Annotated in this window: 11 protein-coding genes and 1 tRNA gene; all 12 read left to right on the top strand. The window is 45.6% G+C overall.

The genetic code is table 11. The annotated features are described in order from the left end of the window. The first annotated feature begins 19 nt into the window (after positions 1–19). Positions 20–3,562, top strand: a complete 3,543-nt coding sequence (locus AAHJ11_RS11680) for a TonB-dependent receptor (RefSeq protein ID WP_413579557.1) — start codon at positions 20–22, stop codon at positions 3,560–3,562. Between the two features lie 22 nt (positions 3,563–3,584). Continuing rightward, complete coding sequence (locus AAHJ11_RS11675; protein ID WP_413579556.1) at positions 3,585–5,336, top strand: RagB/SusD family nutrient uptake outer membrane protein; 1,752 nt, start codon at positions 3,585–3,587, stop codon at positions 5,334–5,336. Between the two features lie 101 nt (positions 5,337–5,437). Further along, a complete protein-coding gene (locus tag AAHJ11_RS11670) occupies positions 5,438–6,766 on the top strand; it encodes an MFS transporter (protein ID WP_008998021.1) in 1,329 nt (442 codons plus the stop codon). Positions 6,767–6,901: 135 nt separating this feature from the next. After that, entirely contained in the window at positions 6,902–9,547 is a 2,646-nt protein-coding gene (locus AAHJ11_RS11665) for a DNA gyrase/topoisomerase IV subunit A (RefSeq protein ID WP_195648833.1), read from the top strand. Continuing rightward, positions 9,547–10,407, top strand: a complete 861-nt coding sequence (locus AAHJ11_RS11660; RefSeq protein WP_413579555.1) for a DUF3316 domain-containing protein — start codon at positions 9,547–9,549, stop codon at positions 10,405–10,407. The genes AAHJ11_RS11665 and AAHJ11_RS11660 overlap by 1 nt, the downstream gene beginning before the upstream one ends. Positions 10,408–10,452: 45 nt before the next feature. Beyond that, positions 10,453–11,487: a S41 family peptidase gene (locus AAHJ11_RS11655; RefSeq protein WP_008649432.1), complete on the top strand. Its 1,035-nt coding sequence runs from the start codon at positions 10,453–10,455 to the stop codon at positions 11,485–11,487. 73 nt (positions 11,488–11,560) lie between these two features. Further along, positions 11,561–11,645 (top strand) — tRNA-Leu (locus AAHJ11_RS11650). Between the two features lie 56 nt (positions 11,646–11,701). After that, on the top strand, positions 11,702–12,592 hold the full coding sequence (locus AAHJ11_RS11645) for a carbohydrate kinase family protein (RefSeq protein ID WP_234132594.1): 891 nt from the start codon (positions 11,702–11,704) through the stop codon (positions 12,590–12,592). Between the two features lie 181 nt (positions 12,593–12,773). Beyond that, a complete protein-coding gene (locus AAHJ11_RS11640; RefSeq protein WP_148364068.1) occupies positions 12,774–15,839 on the top strand; it encodes a SusC/RagA family TonB-linked outer membrane protein in 3,066 nt (1,021 codons plus the stop codon). Between the two features lie 66 nt (positions 15,840–15,905). Next, positions 15,906–17,438 carry a RagB/SusD family nutrient uptake outer membrane protein gene (locus tag AAHJ11_RS11635; protein ID WP_234132597.1) on the top strand — a complete coding sequence of 511 codons (1,533 nt, stop codon included), beginning with the start codon at positions 15,906–15,908 and terminating at the stop codon, positions 17,436–17,438. Positions 17,439–17,580: 142 nt separating this feature from the next. Then, entirely contained in the window at positions 17,581–19,890 is a 2,310-nt protein-coding gene (bglX, locus tag AAHJ11_RS11630) for a beta-glucosidase BglX (protein ID WP_148364070.1), read from the top strand. A 111-nt stretch (positions 19,891–20,001) separates the two neighbouring features. Continuing rightward, the gene (locus tag AAHJ11_RS11625) at positions 20,002–21,405 is read left to right on the top strand and encodes a glucoamylase family protein (protein WP_148364071.1); all 1,404 of its coding nucleotides are present in this window, start codon (positions 20,002–20,004) and stop codon (positions 21,403–21,405) included. Positions 21,406–21,429 lie beyond the last annotated feature (24 nt).

The raw sequence follows: 21,429 nt of genomic DNA, 5'->3' as shown, positions 1-21,429 counted from the left end.
AGCAGTAGTATAACCTGATATGAAGCAAACTAATATTTATAAAAAATATATATCGACAATCTGGTTTGCTTGTGTGATGATATTTTTCTCTCAACCTATTCTAGCACAAGACATAACCTTACAATTAAAGAATGTTACTGTAAAAGAAGCGATAGAAGCTTTACATAAGACCAAGAATTATTCAGTTGTAATCAATTCTTCCGAGATCAACATGAGTAAGAAGGTGTCAATCAATGCCAATAATGCGCCTATCAAGGTCGTTTTGGATCTGATATTCGTGGGACAGAATGTTAGCTATACCATCAACGGACATAGCATCATCATCAGTAAAAAGTCCGATACCAGCCAGCAAAAGTCCGATGAGAAAAAGAAGCAGACAATCACTGGGGTTGTCTATGACGAAGAAGGAAATCCCGTTATCGGTGCTTCGGTGATGAACAAAGAAACCGCACAGGGAGCAATTACCGACTTGGATGGAAAGTTTTCCCTGGAGACTTCCATTCCTTCGACTATTGATATTTCGTATGTAGGCTATAAGGTAGCGACAGTTCATGTAAAAGACGGTCAGACTAAGACAATCCGTCTGGTACCTTCCAGTCTGATGATTGACGAAGTAGTTGTAGTGGGCTATGGTAGCCAACGCAAAAGTAATCTGACAGGTGCTGTATCCACCATTTCAAGCAAAGAACTGAACAACCGCCCGGTAGTATCTGCCGCCAATGCATTACAAGGAGCCGATCCGTCTGTAAATCTGACTTTCGGCACCGGTTCTCCCGAGTCCGGCTATTCATTAAACATTCGCGGAGGGATCTCTGTCAATGGCGGTACGCCATTAGTACTTTGCGACGGTGTAGAAGTTCCGCTGAACCAAGTCAATGCAAATGACATCGAGTCGATTTCCGTATTGAAAGATGCATCTTCATGTGCCATTTATGGAGCAAAGGCCTCTGCAGGTGTGGTACTTATCACCACCAAATCGGGAAGTGCTGCAACAAAAGGAAAAGCCAAAATCAGCTACAACGGTCGATTTGGATGGACACAGAACACGACTTCCACTGATTTTATCCGTACCGGATACGATTATGTCACTTTCGCCAACAAGTTCTACCATGCATACAATGGCGTGAATATGTACTTGTACGAAGATGAAGAGCTCCAGAAACTCTATGACCGCCGGAATGATATGACTGAGAATCCGGAACGTCCATGGGTGGAAATCGGAGAAGACGGGAAATATTATTATTATGGAAATACGGACTGGTATGGATACTTCTACAATCGTACCCGCCCACAGATGGAACACAATGTCTCTATCACCGGAGGTGGCGAAAAGGTGAATTACTATATCAGTGGACGTTACTACCAGCAATATGGTATGTTCAACATCGACAAAGACCTTTATAAGGATTATTCATTCCGTGCCAAAATGGATGCTCAACTAAACAAATGGATCAAATGGTCGACAAATATCGGACTGGATAATAACAATTACAATTATAACGGTACTTCCAACTACGCAATGACTATTGCCCGCCTGGAATCAAATATCAGTCCCTCATTCGTCCCCTTCAATCCGGATGGAACGATTGTGCAATATACTAACCAACTTTATGCCAACTCTCCCTTGGGAGCCGGTGACGGCGGATACCTAACGTCACGAAGAGGTCATAACAGCAAATCCAGAACACTCTTGTCCGTTGTCAATCAGATTGACATTACGTTACTACAGGGACTGACTCTGACCGCCAACTACAGTTACCAACAAAGAAAGCAATTGTACCGTTATCGCAACAATTCATTTGAGTATTCACGCAGTCAGGGAGTGACGCAAACTTTCACTTCCGGAAGTATCTTTAATAATTATGAGGAAGACGAATCTTTCCCTGTTACTCACATGTTGAACTATTATGCAACATTTGAACATTCATGGGCAAAGAAACACAATCTTAAAATAGTGGCAGGTAGCCAGTATGAGACTTACCGCAATGTCAACAAAAACACTTCTATGACTAACCTGTCCAATGATAACCTCGACTCCTTCTCGGCAGTAACTCCTGAAAGTGTACTCACCGTATCACAAGATATCAGCGCCTATAAAACGCTTGGTTTCTTCGGCCGTATCAATTATGATTACATGGGTAAATACCTGCTCGAAGTATCCTGTCGTGCCGATGGTTCTTCCCGGTTCGCAGAAGGAGACAGATGGGGAGTTTTCCCTTCAGTATCTGCCGGATGGAGAATCTCCGAAGAGAACTTTTTCAAACCGGTAAGCGACTGGTGGAGCAGCCTGAAGTTACGCGCATCTGTCGGTAGCCTGGGGAACCAGCAGGTAGATTATTACGCTTATCTGCAGACAATCACTTCGGACAATCAGTTCAGCTATACTTTCGACGGAGAAGGCAAAGCATATTACGCAAAGATTTCCAACCCGATTTCTTCCGGACTGACTTGGGAAACCGTTACAACCTACAATGTCGGATTGGATATGTCATTCCTTAGAAACCGTTTAAGTATGAGTGCCGACTATTACGTTCGTAAAACAACAGATATGCTAACTACTTCATTGACGTTACCGGATGTATACGGTGCTTCCACCCCAAAAGCCAACTGTGCCGACTTACGGACAAACGGATGGGAATTATCCGTTTCATGGAACGACTCGTTCAAAGTGGCCAACAAACCTTTCAGGTATGGAATACAAGCTACATTGGGAGATTACCAACGGACAATCACCAAATACAATAATCCGGACAAACTGATCTCCGACCATTATGTAGGCAAGAAGATGGGAGAAATCTGGGGATACCATGTAGACGGATTGTTCAAAACAGATAAGGAAGCAGCAGAATATCAGGCAAAGATCAATGACAAAGCCGTGAACGGACGTGTTTATAGCAGTAAGGTCGACGGTTATCTGCGTGCCGGTGACGTACGCTTTGCCGACTTAAACGGTGACAATGTGATTGGGGCCGGAGCTGGAACAGTAGACGATCCAGGTGATAAACGAATCATTGGAAACACAACTCCCAGATACAGTTATTCTTTCCGTCTGGATGCGAGCTGGAACGGTTTCGACGTATCCGCTTTCTTCCAGGGAATTGGTAAAAGAGACTGGTACCCATCTTATAGTACCACCTCACAGGGAGCAAATTCATTCTGGGGACCATATTCTTTCCCTTCTACCTCATTTGTAGAAAAATCACTTCCGGAAGACTGCTGGACAGAAGACAACAGAAATGCTTTCTTCCCACGTATCAGAGGTTATCAATCCTATTCAGGCGGTTCACTCGGCACCGTAAACGACCGATATATACAGAATATCGCTTATCTGCGTTTCAAGAATCTCTCTATTGGATATACACTGCCTATCAGTAAACGTATTTTTGAAAAGGTTCGTGTTTACGTATCGGGAGAAAATCTATACTATTGGTCGCCTCTGAAGAAGCATAACAAAACTATCGACCCGGAATTGGCAATCTCCAGTAGCACTTACTCATCCAACACGGGTTCGGGATATGCTTACCCGCGTGTTTACACTGTTGGAGTAGATATAACTTTTTAATTAATGACTAATCAGATATAGTATGAAAGCTATCAACAAAATAATAATTCTGGGAATGGTCGTAGCCCTATTCAATAGCTGTGACCTGACACTCCTACCGGAAAATGCAGTGACACCAGAGAATTACTTTCAAAACAAATCCGATCTGGAATTATGGACCAATCAATTTTATACCTTGCTGGACGAGCCAGATGCTTCAGCCGGTACAAATGCAGATGATATGATCGACAAAGGCATGGGACAGGTAATTGAAGGAACCCGTTCGGCTGCCAGCGAAACCGGATGGTCATGGACCAAACTCCGCCACATTAATTACTTCCTGCAACATTCTTCCAACTGTGATGATGAAACCGCCCGCAATCAATATAATGGAGTGGCCCAATTCTTCAGAGCTTATTTCTATTTCGTAAAGGTACGCCGTTATGGAGATGTACCCTGGTACGATCAAGTGCTGGGTTCGGAAGATCAGGAATTATTAGTCAAAGCCAGGGATTCCCGCGAGTTTGTGATGAATCAAGTACTCAAAGATTTCCAAGATGCCGCTACCAGTTTGCCGACCAAAAGCACAGAAACTCGGAACACAAGAGTCACTAAATGGGCGGCATTGGCATTTGCCAGTCAAGCTGCACTTTATGAAGGGACTTATCGGAAATACCATGGACTGGATAATTATGAGAAATACCTGGAAATTGCAGCAAGCACTGCCCGGCAGTTTATTGACGAAAGCGGCTTCAGCCTGTATAAAGAAGGAACGGAACCTTACAGAGATATGTTCTGTGCCGACAACGCCAAAACCACAGAAGTCGTACTGGCAAGAGCTTATAACTTCGAAGGTTTGCAATTATCACACTCCGTACAATTCAGCATCGCTAACCTGCAAATGGGATTTACCCGCCGGTTTATGAATCACTACCTGATGGCGAACGGAACACGTTTCACTGATAAACAAGGATATGAAACAATGTTTTACACAGACGAGGTGAAAAACCGCGATCCACGCCTGCAACAAACCGTACTTTGTCCGAACTATATCCAAAAAGGAGAAACAACCGTGACCGCCAATGACTTAACTGCTTATTGCGGCTACAGACCTATCAAATTTGTAGGTACCAAAGATCATGACGGAGCCGCTAAAAGTACCTCCGATTGGCCTTTGATGCGAGCAGCGGAAGTCTACCTGAATTATGCCGAAGCCAAAGCCGAACTGGGAACACTCAAACAAGAAGACCTGGATATCTCTATCAATAAAATTCGAGAACGGGCTAAAATGCCGGATCTGAATCTTACGGATGCCAACAGTAACCCTGATCCTTATCTGGCAGCTTGCTATCCGAATGTTGAGCAGGGAGCGAATAAGGGCGTCATTCTCGAAATCCGTCGCGAACGTACAATTGAACTAGTAATGGAAGGGTTGAGACAATGGGATTTATTCCGTTGGAAAGAAGGTAAACAAATGTTCAATCATTACGTACCTTACTACGGTATTTATGTTCCCGGAGTAGGAACATACGATATGGATGGTGACGGGAAGCCTGATCTGGAAATCTACGAAACCACAGCGACCTCCCAATGTGATAATAAAAAGAAACTGGATAAGGATATCTATCTCTCCAACGGAACATCCGGTTATATTATCGGATTCCCCAAAGTTACTTATGGCAAAGACTGGAAAGAGGAAAGAGACTACTTATGGCCTATCCCTGCTGACCAGCGCGTACTTACACAAGGCATTCTAACCCAAAATCCGGGTTGGGAAGATGGACTAAGCTACTAACTAACTCTTTATTTATTTCTTCATCAGAAGGTGTATCGGAAGATAATCGATACACCTTCCCATTACTATCGCCTTTCACTAGGCTATCAAATCCTACCACCATGTTAAAACAACTTATCAAATTTTATCACATCAGCACTCCTGCGACTCCTCTTAAAAAAGACAAGAAAAAACTTAAAAGATTGCAGTGGGCTACCTTTCTTTCCGCCACAGCCGGATATGGTATTTATTATGTCTGTCGGCTAAGCCTGAATGTAGTAAAGAAACCGATTGTTGAAGAAGGAATCTTTTCAGAAACAGAGCTCGGTATTATCGGAGCAGTGTTATTTTTCACCTATGCTATCGGAAAATTCACTAACGGATTTCTGGCAGACCGCAGCAATATCAGGCGTTTCATGTCCACCGGACTGCTAATTACAGCCCTGGCAAACTTATGCCTAGGATTCACCCACTCTTTCATTCTATTCGCCATATTATGGGGAATCAGCGGATGGTTTCAGTCAATGGGGGCTGCTTCTTGCGTAGTCGGATTATCCCGTTGGTTTGAAAATAAGAAACGGGGATCGTTCTATGGCTTCTGGTCGGCAAGCCACAACATCGGGGAAGCAATGACTTTCATTATTGTCGCCTCCATTGTCAGTGCTTTAGGATGGAGATACGGTTTCATTGGAGCCGGAAGTATCGGAATAATCGGGGCATTAATCGTCTGGAGATTCTTTCATGATTCTCCGGAAAGTGAAGGGCTGCCTGCCGTCAATCATCCACAAATGCAAAGTGAAACAGGTGATGCTGCCGATTTCAACAAGGCACAACGGCAAGCTCTAATGATGCCCGCAATTTGGATACTTGCCATTTCGAGTGCATTGATGTACGTCAGCCGCTATGCCGTAAACAGCTGGGGAGTCTTCTATCTGGAAACCCAGAAAGGATATTCTACACTGGACGCCAGTTTTATCATTTCTATCGGTTCGGTTTGTGGAATTATCGGTACAATGTTTTCCGGTGTCATCTCCGACAAGTTTTTCAGTGGGCGCAGAAATGCTCCTGCACTCATCTTCGGTCTGATGAATGTAATGGCACTTTGTCTGTTTCTATTAGTTCCGGGTGTCCACTTTTGGGTAGACGCGTTATCCATGGTACTGTTCGGTACTGCGATCGGAGTACTCCTCTGTTTCTTGGGCGGATTGATGGCAGTTGACATTGCTCCCCGGAACGCTTCAGGTGCAGCATTAGGAATCGTAGGTATTGCCAGTTACATCGGGGCAGGTATACAGGATATTATGAGCGGTATTCTCATAGGAGGGCATAAAAGCATTGTCGATGGCAAAGAAATCTATGACTTTTCTTATATCAATATTTTTTGGATCGGAGCCGCATTACTCTCCGTCTTTTTTGCTTTATTGGTATGGAATGTGAAATCAAAGGATTAACAGAACTGTCAGTATCATAAAAAACGTGAGTTCTTTTCGTCCTCATATGAATTTATTTCGTATTTTTGCGTGGACATCCCCTTTTTTGATGTTCAGGAAGATAATTTGTTGTTAAAGCAAAGCGAAGATTGATATATGAGTGACGAAATCAACGAGATAACGGAAGGACATTCAGACTACAAACCGGCGGACACGCGGGACGAAAACGTAAAGCATCAGTTAACAGGCATGTACCAGAATTGGTTTCTGGACTATGCTTCATACGTTATACTGGAACGTGCCGTGCCTCATATCAATGACGGTTTGAAGCCTGTGCAACGACGTATTTTACATTCAATGAAACGTCTGGACGACGGACGGTATAACAAAGTGGCTAATATTGTGGGGCACACCATGCAGTTCCACCCTCACGGTGATGCTTCTATCGGGGATGCCCTGGTACAGTTGGGACAGAAAGACCTGTTGATCGATTGTCAGGGTAACTGGGGTAATATCCTCACCGGAGACGGCGCAGCTGCTCCCCGTTATATCGAAGCACGCTTGTCCAAGTTTGCGCTGGATGTTGTCTTCAATCCCAAAACCACCGAATGGAAACTTTCTTATGACGGACGAAACAAGGAACCGGTCACTCTTCCTGTGAAATTCCCGTTATTATTAGCACAGGGAGTGGAAGGTATCGCCGTGGGACTCTCTTCCAAGATCTTGCCGCACAATTTCAACGAACTTTGTGATGCCTCTATCAGCTATTTACGCGGAGAGGAATTCCAACTATATCCTGATTTCCAGACGGGAGGTTCTATCGATGTAGCCAAATACAACGACGGAGAGCGTGGCGGAGCCGTGAAAGTACGTGCCAAGATCAACAAGATTGATAATAAAACGCTTGCTATCACAGAAATTCCATACGGAAAGACGACTTCGACAGTGATCGACTCTATCCTGAAAGCTGTTGATAAAGGAAAGATCAAAATTCGTAAGGTAGACGACAACACGGCTGCCAACGTAGAAATATTGGTGCACCTCGCACCCGGCACCTCATCGGATAAAACGATTGATGCTCTCTACGCTTTCACAGACTGTGAAGTAAGTATCTCGCCCAACTGTTGTATTATCGATGACAGTAAGCCACATTTCCTTACTGTGAGCAAAGTCCTGAAAAAGTCGGCAGACAATACGATGGATTTGCTGAAGCAGGAGCTGGAAATCAAGAAAGGAGAAATACTGGAATCCCTGCATTTCTCTTCTCTCGAAAAGATATTTATCGAAGAACGCATCTATAAGGATAAAGAGTTTGAGCAATCCAAAGACATGGATGCAGCCTGTGCACATATCGACGAACGCTTGACACCCTACTATCCGACATTTATCCGTGAAGTTACAAAAGAAGATATTCTCAAGTTGATGGAAATCAAAATGGGACGTATCCTGAAATTCAACTCGGACAAGGCGGATGAACTGATCGCCAAGATGAAAGAGGAAATTGCCGAGATTGATAACCATCTGGCCCATATCGTGGATTATACCGTCAACTGGTATCAGATGTTGAAAAACAAATACGGCAAGAATTTCCCGCGCCGCACGGAATTGCGGAACTTCGACACCATCGAAGCAGCCAAAGTAGTAGAAGCTAACGAAAAACTCTATATCAACCGTGAAGAAGGATTTATCGGAACGGCATTAAAGAAAGATGAATTCGTGGCCTGTTGTTCGGATATTGACGATGTGATTGTCTTCTTCCGTGATGGCAAGTACATTGTTACTCCTGTTGCAGATAAAAAATTTGTCGGTAAGAACGTTCTTTATGTCAATGTATTCAAGAAGAACGATAAACGCACGATCTACAACGTAGCCTACCGTGACGGAAAAGAAGGAACGACCTACGTAAAACGCTTCGCCGTAACTTCCGTGGTCCGCGACCGTGAATATGATGTAACACAGGGAACTCCTGATTCACGGATCACCTATTTCAGCGCCAACCCGAACGGAGAAGCCGAAATCATCAAGGTGACATTGAAGCCGAACCCACGTGTACGCCGTATTATCTTCGAACATGACTTCAGCGAAGTCAGTATCAAGGGACGCCAGGCACGGGGTGTAATTCTCACTCGCTTGCCGGTACACAAAATATCCCTGAAACAAAAAGGCGGCTCTACTCTCGGTGGACGTAAAGTCTGGTTTGACCGTGACATACTCCGTCTCAACTATGACGGACGAGGCGAATATCTGGGAGAATTCCAAAGTGACGACTCCATTCTGGTTGTACTGAACAATGGTGATTTCTACACCACCAACTTCGATTTGAGCAATCACTACGAAGACAATGTGAGCATCGTTGAGAAATTCGATCCCCATAAGGTATGGACCGCTGCACTTTATGATGCCGATCAACAGAATTACCCGTACCTGAAACGCTTCTGCTTCGAGGCCTCCAACCGCAAACAGAACTATCTGGGAGAGAATAAGAATAACCGTCTCATCTTGCTGACCGATGAGTACTATCCGCGTCTGGAAGTTATATTTGGCGGACACGACAGCTTCCGTGATCCGTTGGATATCGATGCAGATGAATTCATAGCTGTCAAAGGATTCAAAGCCAAAGGAAAACGCATCACGACCTATACCGTGGATACGATCAACGAACTTGAACCGACCCGCTTCCCCGAACCTGAACAAGAGCAGCAGGAAAGCCCGGAAGAGGAACCGGAAAATCTGGACCCGGACAGTGATAAGAGCGAAGGCGATATTATTGATGAGATCACCGGGCAGATGAAATTATTCTGATGAAGAAAAAACTAATATATCTGGGGCTGACAGGATGCATCCTGTTCGCCCTTTGCACCAGATTACAAGCGCAGATTGACAGTCTGCAAACCCATCGGTATGTAACACGTGCCACCATGTACGGTGTAGGATTTACCAACGTATTCGACACCTATCTTTCACCGCAGGAATACAAAGGAATTGACTTCCGTATTTCCCGCGAGACGATTCGGATGACCAAGTTATTCGATGGAAATGTGTCTGTGCAGAATTTCTTTCAGGCAGACATCGGTTATACCCATAACCGTGCCGATAACAATAACACCTTCTCCGGATTAGTCAACTGGAATTACGGATTACACTACCAGTTTCGACTGACGGAGAATTTCAAATTATTAGCCGGAGGATTGATAGATGCCAACGGAGGCTTTGTCTATAATCTCCGGAACACCAACAATCCGGCATCCGCACGGGCATACGTCAATTTGGATGCCTCCGGAATGGCTATCTGGCATTTGAAAATCAAACGGTACCCGATGGTATTACGCTATCAAGTCAATCTACCGGTGATGGGAGTAATGTTCTCACCGCACTACGGACAATCTTACTACGAGATATTCTCTTTGAGAAATTCGAGTGGAGTGATAAAGTTCACCTCCCTGCACAACCAGCCTTCACTGCGGCAGATGCTCTCGGTCGACTTACCGATAGGATATACAAAAATGCGATTCAGCTATCTGGCTGATTTGCAACAATCCAATGTAAACAATATCAAGACACATACCTACTCGCACGTATTCATGGTAGGATTTGTGAAAGACCTATACCGTATCCGAAACAAAAAAGGAACAGCTTTGCCTTCATCGGTCAGAGCCTACTAAGAGAACAAAATTTAATGTTGAAACTTCAAGTGAGATCAATTAAGAATGAGAAATAAGATTAGACAAATGCTTTGGCTGCTCTGCTGTCTTCCGGTATTGACCGGTTGCATCGGAGAAGAAGACTACGCCAATGATCCTGTAGGAAACTTCGAACAACTATGGAAGATCATCGACGAACAGTATTGTTTTCTGGAAGCAAAAGGTATTGACTGGGATGCCGTTCACGACAAATATAGCCCACTGATTATTCCGACAATGTCTAATGACGACCTGTTCGACATCCTAAGCCAGATGCTATACATTTTAAAAGACGGACATGTCAATCTATCCTCTGCCAAACGTACTTCTTTCTACGATGAATGGTATCAGGGTTACGACTGGAACTACCGGGAAGATATTCTCTATCAAACTTATCTGGGCAGTGCCAGCACAGGATACTATACATCCGCCGGTTTAAAGTATAAAATATTCGATAATAATATAGGATATATTCGTTATGAAAGTTTCAGTTCCGGAGTGGGCGATGGCAACTTGGATGAAGTTCTCCTCTACCTGGCCACCTGCAACGGATTAATCATCGATGTACGTGATAACGGAGGCGGAAACCTGACCAACTCCACCCGCATTGCCGCCCGGTTTACCAACGAGAAAACACTTACCGGATATATACAGCACAAAACCGGACCGGGACATAATGATTTCTCCAAGATGGAGCCGATCTATCTGGAACCATCCAACAGCATCCGGTGGCAGAAGAAAGTAATCATTCTGACCAATCGTCGTTGTTATAGTGCCACCAATGATTTTGTGAATGCGATGCGCAGCTTAAACAAGGACAACGAAGAGAAAAGAATCATCCAGTTAGGTGACTGGACCGGAGGTGGTTCGGGACTTCCCTTCTCATCGGAATTACCTAATGGATGGAGCGTCCGTTTCTCCGCCAGTCCGCATTTCGACAAAAACAAGCAACCCTTGGAAGAAGGTATTGAGCCGGACATTGCCATCAATATGTCTGAATCAGATCAACTTAAGCACAAAGACACTCTGATTGAAAAAGCATTCGAAATCTTAAGTGAATAACTTTATTGTCGAATTATTTGCCAAATCAGAAAATCTTCCTATCTTTGCACCGCTAAACAAAAAAGCTACACATGCGGATGTGGCGTAATTGGTAGCCGCGCCAGACTTAGGATCTGGTGCCGTGAGGCGTGTAGGTTCGAGTCCTATCATCCGCACCAAAAATAAACTATAAGCCTTCAAGATACTATCTTGGAGGCTTTTTAATTGGTTAGACATGAATAAACATCAACTTTGCTGCATCGGTCACATCACATTAGACAAAGTAGTCACTCCTCAAAACACTGTCTACATGCCGGGAGGAACAGCTTTTTATTGCTCACATGCCATCCGCCATTTTAATGATATCGATTATGCGCTGGTAACGGCAGTAGGTGCCACTGAAATGAAAGTTGTAGAGCAGCTGCGCAAAGTGGGTATTAACGTAACTGCCTTACCGAGCAAACACTCCGTATACTTCGAGAACATCTATGGAGCCAATCCGGACGACCGTACCCAACGGGTATTAGCGAAAGCCGATCCGTTCACAGCCAGTCAGTTGAAAGAGATAGATGCGCAAATCTACCATCTCGGCTCTCTGCTGGCTGACGACTTCTCATTGGAAGTAATCAAAGAACTATCTCAAAAAGGGTTGATTGCAGTAGACTCACAAGGCTATTTACGTGAAGTGCGTGACACCCACGTCTATCCGGTGGACTGGACAGATAAGAGAGAAGCCTTGCAATATATTCATTTCCTCAAAGTCAACGAGCATGAAATGGAAGTACTGACCGGTCTTTCCGACCCGCATGAAGCTGCCCGCCAATTATATGAATGGGGAGTGAAAGAAGTATTAGTCACATTAGGCGGCATGGGCTCACTTATCTTCAACGGAAAAGACTTCTATCGTATTCCGGCTTATAAGCCCAGAGAAGTGGTAGACGCAACGGGATGTGGAGACACGTATACCATCGGCTATTTATATCAACGGGTATCAGGTGCCGGCATCGAAGAAGCCGGTCGTTTTGCAGCCGCCATGTCTACATTAAAAATAGAGAAATCAGGTCCTTTCAATGGCAGCAAAGAAGACGTCATTCAATGTATGACCACTGCGGAACAAATGTTTTAAAACAGGAAAGGCATGAACCACACCGGTTCATGTCTGAACTTTTTCAACAGTCTCCTCACCCTTTTGTGTTAAAAACAAGCATCCTCTCTTTTTTCCCAAATCTTTTTTGAATTTCGTTTGTTTCCTTTGTTACTCTCGCCAAAAGACGGCAGAAAAAAGACTTCAACCTAAATAATAACAAATGGAAAAATTTAATGCAATGAGGACTAGACTTTTACAACATCTTCAGAAAAAAGCCATCAGGTCAAGGAGCATCATGACGCTTTTTTGCCTGCTATTGACCTCCACATCGGTCTTTGCACAGACAAAGACGGTGACAGGAACAGTGACGGATGCTGCCAATGAACCATTGATCGGTGCATCGGTACTCGTACAAGGAACTTCCACCGGAACCATCACGGATATGGACGGTAAATATTCAATCTCTGTCACACCGGAGGACGTGCTGGCATTTTCATACGTGGGAATGACTTCACAGACTGTTAAAGTGGGGGCACAGAATGTAATCAATGTCACTTTGAAAGAAGACTCACAAGTGCTAGCCGAAACAGTCGTTATCGGATACGGTAGTGCAAAGAAAAGAGACTTGACAGGTTCCATCACCAACGTCAAAGGAGAAGAAATAGCCAACAAACCGGCTATGAATCCGCTGTCTTCCCTGCAGGGAAAGGTAGCAGGTGTGCAGATTGTCAACTCCGGCCGGGCCGGATCTGATCCGGAAATACGTATTCGCGGAACAAACTCCATCAACGGATATAAACCGCTGTACATTGTCGACGGGCTATTCAACGACAACATTAATTTTCTGAATCCGGAGGATATTGAATCTATGGAGATTCTGAAAGACCCGTCATCTCTGGCTATTTTCGGTGTTCGCGGTGCGAACGGTGTGATCATAATCACCACAAAGAAAGCCAAAGAAGGACAGACACTGGTGAATATCAACACTTCTTTCGGTTTCAAGAAAGTGGTGGACAAAGTGAAACTGGTGAACGGCCCACAATTCAAGGAGCTATATAGCGAACAGCTTGCCAATCAAGGAGATAATCCATTCGATTATAGCGGTTGGGATGCCAATACAGACTGGCAAGACGAGATTTTCCAAACGGCCTTCATTACCAACAACAACATCAGTATTACAGGAGCTTCCCCCAAACATAGTTTCTATCTGGGCGTAGGCTACTCTTACGAACAAGGAAACATCGAGCATGAGAAATTCAGCAAGGTGACCATCAATGCCAGTAATGATTATAAGATTACAGACTTTTTGAAAGTCGGATTCCAGTTTAACGGAGCACGTATGCTTCCTGCAGATTCCAAACAGGTATTGAACGCTCTTCGTTCGGCTCCTATCGCTCCGGTATATAACGAAGAATATGGATTATATACGGCTCTGCCCGAATTCCAGAAAGCGCAGATCAACAATCCGATGGTAGACGTCGAATTGAAAGCGAATACTACCAAAGCAGAGAACTACCGGGCATCCGGTAACATTTACGGTGAGGTAGACTTCCTGAAACATTTCACTTTCAAGGCTATGTTCTCCATGGACTATGCATCGAACAACGGGCGTACGTATACGCCGATTGTGAAAGTATATGATGCCACTGTCAACGGAGGTGTTTCTACTTTGGGAACAGGAAAGACCGAGGTCAGCCAGTTCAAAGAGAATGAAACGAAAGTGCAGAGTGACTACCTGCTGACATACACCAACAGCTTCGACAACGGCAACCATAACCTGACAGCTACCGCCGGTTTTACTACTTACTACAATTCGTTGAGCCGATTGGACGGAGCACGCAAACAGGGAGTAGGCTTAGTCATTCCGGGCGATCCGGACAAATGGTTTGTCAGCATCGGTGATGCGGCTACCGCAACCAATGGAAGTACCCAATGGGAACGCAGCACAGTATCTATGCTTGCACGTGTCATCTACAACTATAAAGGTAAATATCTATTCAACGGTTCTTTCCGCCGGGATGGTTCTTCCGCTTTCTCCTATACAGGCAATGAATGGCAGAACTTCTTCTCACTGGGTGGAGGTTGGCTGATGTCTGAAGAAGAATTCATGAAAGATATCAAATGGCTGGATATGTTGAAAATCAAAGCATCTTACGGTACATTAGGAAACCAGAATCTGGACAAGGCCTATCCTGCCGAACCGTTATTGACCAATGCTTATTCCGCCGTATTCGGCAAACCGTCCATCATTTATCCCGGATACCAGCTTGCTTATCTGCCTAATCCTAACCTCCGTTGGGAAAAAGTAGAAGCATGGGAAGCTGGATTTGAAACGAACTTGCTCCGCAACCGCTTACATTTCGAGGGTGTTTACTACAAGAAGAACACCAAAGATTTGTTAGCCGAGGTTCCCGGAATTTCCGGAACAATCCCCGGCATCGGCAACTTGGGAGAGATTCAGAATAAAGGAGTGGAGATGGCAGTAACCTGGCGCGATCAGATCGGTGATTGGGGATATTCCGTCAGTGCCAACCTGACTACCATCAAGAATGAGGTCAAAAGCCTTGTTCAGGAAGGATATTCCATCATTGCCGGAGATAAACAGCAAAGTTACACAATGGCAGGTTATCCTATCGGATATTTCTATGGTTATAAGGTGGCGGGCGTTTATCAGTCGCAAGCAGATATTGACGCATCACCTAAAAACACGTTGGCTACCGTGACACCCGGTGACTTAAAATTCGCTGATGTGAACGGTGACGGAGAAATCACCCCGGAGGACCGTACCATGATAGGTAACCCTACCCCAAAGGTGACTTATGGTTTTTCCCTCGGAGTAAACTACAAGAATTGGTCGTTAGGCATCGACATGATGGGACAAGGCGGGAACCAGATTTTCCGTACATGGGACAACTACAACTTCGCCCAATTCAACTATCTGGAACAACGCATGGATCGTTGGCACGGAGAAGGTACCTCCAACTCCCAACCGTTACTGAACACCAAACATTCCATCAACAACCTGAACTCTGAATATTACATTGAGGACGGCAAGTTCTTCCGTATCCGCAACGTACAGTTAGCATATGCATTTGACAAAAGCTTACTTGCCAAAATACGCCTGCAAGCTCTGAAAGTCTATGTCAACATACAGAACCTGAAGACGTGGAAACATAACACCGGATATACTCCCGAACTTGGAGGAACCGCCACCGCATTTGGAGTAGATGACGGCAGCTATCCCGTACCGGCAGTCTACACCTTCGGTATCAACCTGACTTTTTAACGGCAGAGTGTCACGGGCAAGTTTTCTCATGCGGAATATAACTTTAATCTTTAAAACTATAATTGTATGAAACTAGATAAATATATATACTCAATTTTTATCGCTGCAGCCACACTATCGCTAGGCAGTTGTAGCGACTTTCTGGATCGCAGTCCACAAGGACAGTTCACGGAAGATGATAATCCGAACGCACTGGTCAACGGTAAGATTTATAATGTCTATACGATGATGCGTAACTATAATGTCACTGCCGGACCTCCCGCTTTTGCCATCCACTGTTTCCGTTCGGAAGATTCGGAAAAGGGAAGTATCGCCAGCGATGGTTCTGATGTAGCCGAGATGTATGACGATTTCGTGTATACGCCGACCAACGGTCTGCTAGGAGCTTATTGGGGGCAGAATTATGCCATCATCTACCAATGTAATGACATTCTTGACGCCATTGCAGAAAAAGAAACAGCCGGACAGACAGAAGCTGAAGATATTATCAATAAGGGAGAGGCTTCTTTCTTCCGTGCTTATTGCTACTTCAACTTGGTAAGAGCTTTCGGTGAAGTCCCCTTGGTGACTTATAAAATCAACGATGCATCGGAAGCCAATATCCCGAAGACAACCACTGATAAAATCTATGAGCTGATTGACAAGGACCTGAAAACAGCAGAAGAATCATTGCCGGAAACTTGGAGTACCGAATACACCGGACGACTGACTTGGGGAGCTGCCCGTTCCTTACACGCACGTACTTATATGATGCGCAACGATTGGGACAATATGTACACAGCCTCCACCGATGTCATCAGCAAGGGACTCTATAACCTGAAAACTCCGTATAACGAGATTTTCACGGATGACGGTGAAAACAACGGCGGTTCTATATTCGAACTTCAATGTACAGCCACTGCCGCCCTTCCTCAAAGTACCGTTATCGGTAGCCAGTTTTGTGAAGTGCAGGGTGTGCGCGGAGCAGGTCAATGGGACTTGGGCTGGGGATGGCACATGGCAACAGAAAATATGGCACAAGCTTACGAGCAGGGTGACCCACGTAAAAACGCGACCCTACTCTACTTCCGCCACTCGGACAGCGATCCTATCACTCCGGAAAACACCAATGAGCCTTATGGCGAATCTCCGGTTTCCCCGGCAATAGGGGCTTACTTCAATAAGAAAGCATATACCGATCCGGCTTTGCGTAAAGAATATACCAACAAGGGCTTCTGGGTAAACATTCGTTTGATCCGCTACGCAGATGTATTATTGATGGGAGCTGAAGCGGCCAACGAAAAAGGAATCCCGGGTGAAGCAATCGACTATTTGGAACAGGTCCGCGCACGTGCCAGAGGTTCCAATACCAATATATTGCCTAAAGTGACGACCACCGACCAGGGAGAATTGCGTGATGCCATCCGCCACGAACGCCGTGTGGAACTGGGAATGGAATTCGACCGTTTCTACGATCTTGTTCGCTGGGGTATTGCAAAGGAAGTGTTGCACGCAGCCGGTAAAACAAATTATCAGGACAAAAACGCATTACTGCCATTGCCTCAAACAGAGATTGACAAGTCTAAAGGAGTACTGGTACAGAACCCCGACTATCAATAAAAAAGTTTCTCGGTGCCGAACGGTTGTTTCCTCGGTGCCGAAACTATAGTTTCCCGGTGCCGAACGATGTCCTCCTCGGTGCCGGACATTCAACATACAGGGAGGACTTTATATGAATGGATATAAAAGTAGAAATAATAGCATGATATACAAAAAGTTAAGTCTATCCGTCCTGTTATTTGCCGCAGGTTTTCTGACCGCATCGGCACAGAAGTCGCCACAGGATATGGATCGCTTCATCGACGTATTGATGAACAAAATGACTTTGGAAGAAAAGATCGGACAGTTGAACCTCCCCGTCACCGGAGAGATTACTACGGGACAAGCCAAAAGCAGCGATATTGCCGCTAAAATCAAGAAAGGCGAAGTGGGAGGGTTGTTCAACCTGAAAGGAGTGGAGAAAATACGTGAAGTACAGAAACAGGCTGTGGAACAATCCCGTTTAGGAATTCCATTGCTGTTCGGTATGGACGTCATTCACGGATACGAAACGATGTTCCCTATCCCACTCGGCCTGTCTTGCACTTGGGACATGACAGCCATTGAGGAATCGGCCCGCATTGCAGCCGTAGAAGCCAGTGCCGACGGCATTTCATGGACTTTCAGCCCGATGGTGGATATTTCACGCGACCCTCGTTGGGGACGTGTGTCCGAAGGCAGCGGCGAAGACCCGTTTCTCGGAGCTATGATTGCCGAAGCGATGGTGCGCGGCTATCAGGGGAAGAACATGGAACGGAATGATGAAATCATGGCCTGTGTAAAGCATTTTGCACTATATGGTGCGGGAGAAGCAGGACGTGACTATAACACCGTAGATATGAGCCGTCAGCGGATGTTCAATGATTATATGCTGCCGTATGAAGCAGCCGTTGAAGCAGGTGTAGGTAGCGTGATGGCTTCTTTTAATGAAGTGGATGGTATTCCGGCCACTGCCAACAAATGGCTGATGACAGACATTCTCCGCGGACAGTGGGGATTCAACGGTTTTGTGGTAACCGATTATACGGGTATTTCAGAAATGATCGACCATGGTATCGGTGATCTTCAAACGGTATCCGCCCGTGCCATCAATGCCGGAGTGGATATGGATATGGTAAGCGAAGGCTTTGTGGGGACATTGAAGAAATCCGTTCAGGAAGGAAAAGTCTCTATGGAAACGCTGAATACGGCTTGCCGCCGTATTCTGGAAGCCAAATATAAACTGGGATTGTTTGATAATCCTTATAAATATTGCGATCCGAAACGTCCGGCACGCGATATCTTTACCAAAGCGCATCGCGACGCAGCCCGCAGTATTGCAGCAGAAAGTTTCGTCCTCTTGAAGAACGACAGTCCCGACGGCAATCCGAACGGAAATCCGTTACTGCCTTTCAATCCGAAAGGAAATATTGCAGTGATCGGTCCGTTGGCAAACAGCCGGAGTAATATGCCGGGTACATGGAGCGTAGCAGCCGTGCTCGACCGCTGCCCTTCTCTCGTGGAAGGACTGAAAGAGATGACTGCCGGAAAAGCGAATATCATGTACGCCAAAGGAAGTAATTTGATTAGTGATGCAAGTTACGAAGAACGGGCAACGATGTTCGGTCGTTCCCTGAACCGCGATAACCGCACCGACCAACAATTGTTGGATGAAGCGTTGAACGTAGCCCGCCGGTCGGACATTATCATCGCTGCCTTAGGCGAATCTTCCGAAATGAGCGGTGAAAGTAGCAGCCGCACGGATTTAAACATTCCCGATGTACAGCAGAATCTGTTGAAAGAGCTTTTAAAGACAGGCAAACCGGTAGTACTGGTATTATTTACAGGTCGTCCGCTTACGTTGACTTGGGAACAGGAACACGTGCCCGCCATTCTGAATGTATGGTTTGGAGGTAGTGAAGCAGCTTACGCCATTGGCGACGCCCTCTTCGGTTATGTCAATCCGGGTGGTAAACTGACTATGACTTTCCCGAAGAACGTAGGCCAGATACCTCTTTATTATGCGCACAAGAATACCGGACGTCCTTTGAAAGAAGGTAAATGGTTTGAGAAATTCCGCAGTAACTATCTCGACGTGGATAATGATCCGCTTTATCCGTTCGGTTACGGTCTTTCTTATACTACTTTCTCTTACAGTGATATCGACTTGAGCCATTCCAGCATGGACATGACCGGATCATTGACCGCAGCAGTGGAAGTTACCAATACCGGCACATGGCCCGGCACGGAAGTGGTGCAGCTTTATATCCGCGACGTTGTAGGCAGCAGCACCCGTCCCGTCAAAGAATTGAAAGGCTTTCAGAAAATATTCCTGGAACCGGGAGAGATGAAGATTGTCCGTTTCAAGATTGCACCGGAAATGCTACGGTATTATAATTATGACCTGCAACTGGTTGCCGAACCGGGCGACTTTGAAGTGATGATCGGCACGAACAGCCGGGATGTGAAAACTGCGAAATTTACATTGAACTAAACTTTTAGGCACGGATTACACGGATTACGCTGTTGTTTTATGTAACCACAATTCCTAAAACCGTGAAATCCGTGTAATCCGTGCCTAATCCTATAAATTATGACCTTGATTATGAACGATAAATATAAAAGAATCGCAGTGATGAGCGCACTTCCGCTCATGTTACTGTTTCTATCCGCCATCGCCCTGACTTTCCAAAGCTGTAAAGGGAAAAGCAAGAATGACAACCTTACTGCCGCCACCGACTCCCTGTCGGACGACGCCCTGATGGACACCGTTCAGCGACGGACTTTCCTCTATTTCTGGGAAGGTGCCGAACCGAATAGCGGTCTGGCTCCCGAACGGTATCATGTGGACGGCGTATATCCTGAAAACGATGCCAATGTAGTCACTTCCGGCGGCAGCGGTTTCGGCATCATGGCTATCCTTGCGGGAATCGACCGCGGCTACGTCACCCGCGAAGAGGGACGGGCACGGATGGAACGCATCGTTTCTTTCCTCGAAAAAGCAGACCGTTTCCACGGAGCCTACCCCCACTGGTGGTATGGTGATACCGGAAAGGTGAAACCGTTCGGTCAGAAAGACAATGGAGGCGATCTGGTAGAGACAGCTTTCCTCATACAAGGTCTGCTTGCCGTGCACCAATATTACGTCAACGGAAATGAGAAAGAGAAAGCACTCGCTCAACGTATCGACCGGATTTGGCGGGATGTCGACTGGAACTGGTATCGGAAAGGCGGGCAAAATGTCCTCTACTGGCATTGGAGTCCGACGTATGGCTGGGAAATGGATTTCCCCGTACACGGTTACAACGAATGTATGATTATGTATATTCTTGCTGCCGCTTCTCCCACACATGGAGTACCTGCAGCCGTTTATCATGACGGTTGGGCACAGAACGGAGCCATCGTCTCTCCACACAAAGTAGAAGGAATCGAATTGCATCTCCGCTATCAGGGCACGGAAGCCGGACCGCTTTTCTGGGCTCAATATTCTTTCCTCGGACTTGATCCGGTGGGATTGAAAGATGAATACTGCCCCAGCTACTTCCACGAGATGCGCAACCTGACATTAGTCAACCGTGCTTACTGCATCCGCAACCCCAAACATTACAAAGGTTTCGGACCGGATTGTTGGGGACTGACTGCCAGTTACTCCGTCGATGGATATGCAGCTCATTCACCCAACGAGCAGGACGACAAAGGAGTCATCTCCCCTACCGCCGCACTTTCATCGATTGTCTATACACCGGAGTATTCCATGCAGGTAATGCGCCATTTGTATGGCATGGGGGATAAAGTGTTCGGTCCTTTCGGATTCTATGATGCTTTCAGCGAAACGGATAATTGGTATCCGCAACGGTATCTGGCTATCGACCAAGGACCTATCGCTGTAATGATCGAAAATTACCGGACAGGGTTGTTATGGAACCTTTTCATGAGCCATCCTGACGTACAAGCCGGATTGACCAAACTTGGTTTTAACACCAACAAGCAAGACGTGAGACAGAAATAAATGGGAACTACGGTGCGTGGAAGT

The organism is Bacteroides sp. 90-K9/2, assembly GCF_047310725.1.
Lineage (GTDB): Bacteria > Bacteroidota > Bacteroidia > Bacteroidales > Bacteroidaceae > Bacteroides > Bacteroides vicugnae.
This window is presented reverse-complemented; position numbering and strand designations above follow the sequence as displayed.

What these genes read in the sequence shown, in the direction of transcription:
- AAHJ11_RS11660 (WP_413579555.1), top strand. Translation starts at nt 9,547, where the DNA reads ATGAAGAAAAAACTAATATATCTGGGGCTGACAGGATGCATCCTGTTC.
- AAHJ11_RS11640 (WP_148364068.1), top strand. Translation starts at nt 12,774, where the DNA reads ATGGAAAAATTTAATGCAATGAGGACTAGACTTTTACAACATCTTCAG.
- AAHJ11_RS11645 (WP_234132594.1), top strand. Translation starts at nt 11,702, where the DNA reads ATGAATAAACATCAACTTTGCTGCATCGGTCACATCACATTAGACAAA.
- AAHJ11_RS11655 (WP_008649432.1), top strand. Translation starts at nt 10,453, where the DNA reads ATGAGAAATAAGATTAGACAAATGCTTTGGCTGCTCTGCTGTCTTCCG.
- AAHJ11_RS11675 (WP_413579556.1), top strand. Translation starts at nt 3,585, where the DNA reads ATGAAAGCTATCAACAAAATAATAATTCTGGGAATGGTCGTAGCCCTA.
- AAHJ11_RS11670 (WP_008998021.1), top strand. Translation starts at nt 5,438, where the DNA reads ATGTTAAAACAACTTATCAAATTTTATCACATCAGCACTCCTGCGACT.
- AAHJ11_RS11665 (WP_195648833.1), top strand. Translation starts at nt 6,902, where the DNA reads ATGAGTGACGAAATCAACGAGATAACGGAAGGACATTCAGACTACAAA.
- AAHJ11_RS11635 (WP_234132597.1), top strand. Translation starts at nt 15,906, where the DNA reads ATGAAACTAGATAAATATATATACTCAATTTTTATCGCTGCAGCCACA.
- bglX (WP_148364070.1), top strand. Translation starts at nt 17,581, where the DNA reads ATGATATACAAAAAGTTAAGTCTATCCGTCCTGTTATTTGCCGCAGGT.
- AAHJ11_RS11625 (WP_148364071.1), top strand. Translation starts at nt 20,002, where the DNA reads ATGAACGATAAATATAAAAGAATCGCAGTGATGAGCGCACTTCCGCTC.
- AAHJ11_RS11680 (WP_413579557.1), top strand. Translation starts at nt 20, where the DNA reads ATGAAGCAAACTAATATTTATAAAAAATATATATCGACAATCTGGTTT.